This window comes from Mycobacterium sp. E735, from assembly GCF_001666955.1.
Lineage (GTDB): Bacteria > Actinomycetota > Actinomycetes > Mycobacteriales > Mycobacteriaceae > Mycobacterium.
Genome location: NZ_LZIX01000062.1, coordinates 1 through 1,191, shown reverse-complemented (window position 1 = coordinate 1,191; position 1,191 = coordinate 1). Strand labels below are relative to the sequence as shown.

Below are 1,191 nucleotides of genomic sequence, written 5' to 3'. Positions count from 1 at the left end.
CGCAGCTATTTGTTCGTGGCCGTCTTCCTCGCGTTCGTTGCGAACCTGCTGGCGCACTACATCTTTGGCGGAATCCGGCTGTCCGGGCGCACCGGCGCGCTGAGCCGCTCGGCGCGCATCCAGCTGGTCACGGTGGTGGGGCTGCTGGTGCTGCTCAAGGCGGTCGCGTACTGGCTGGACCGCTACGAGTTGCTGTCGCACACCCGCGGCGGCAAGCCCTTCACCGGTGCGGGGTACACCGACATCAACGCGGTGCTGCCGGCCAAGCTGATCCTGATGGCGATCGCGCTGATCTGCGCCGCCGCGGTGTTCTCCGCGATCGTCCTGCGTGACTTGCGGATTCCGGCCATCGGCCTGGTTCTGCTGCTGCTGTCGTCGCTGATCGTGGGGGCCGGGTGGCCGTTGATCGTCGAGCAGATCAGCGTCAAACCCAATGCCGCGCAGAAGGAAAGCGAATACATCAGCCGCAGCATCGCGGCGACCCGGCAGGCGTACGGGCTGACGTCGGACGTCGTCACCTACCGCACCTACGCCGGTGACACGCAGGCCACCGCCCAGCAGGTCGCCGACGACCGCGCGACCACCTCCAACATCCGGCTGCTCGACCCGACCATCGTCAGCCCGGCGTTCACCCAGTTCCAGCAGGGCAAGAACTTCTACTACTTCCCCGACCAGCTGTCCATCGACCGCTACCTGGACCGCAACGGCTCACTGCGCGACTACGTCGTCGCGGCCCGCGAGCTCAACCCGGACCGGCTGATCGAGAACCAGCGCGACTGGATCAACCGGCACAGCGTCTACACGCACGGCAACGGGTTCATCGCCTCGCCGGCGAACACGGTGCGCGGCGTCGCCAACGACCCCAACCAGAACGGCGGCTATCCCGAGTTCCTGGTGAACGTCGTCGGCGCCAACGGCAACGTGGTGTCCGACGGCCCCGCGCCGCTGGACCAGCCGCGCATCTACTACGGGCCCGTCATCGCCAACACCTCAGCCGACTACGCGATCGTCGGTCGCAACGGCGCCGACCGCGAATACGACTACGAGACCAGCGCCGAGACCAAGAACTACACCTACACCGGGCTCGGGGGAGTTCCAGTCGGGGACTGGCTGTCGCGCACCGTGTTCGCCGGCGAGGCGATGAACCCGTTGCCGTGCGTGTAGACGCTGTGCCGGTTGATCCAGTCGCGC

Annotated in this window: 1 pseudogene; it reads left to right on the top strand. The window is 67.1% G+C overall.

Annotation, left to right across the window (positions count from 1 at the left end):
- Positions 1-1,137 (top strand): annotated as a pseudogene (locus tag A5704_RS04870) (UPF0182 family protein); the annotation flags it as partial.
- Positions 1,138-1,191 lie beyond the last annotated feature (54 nt).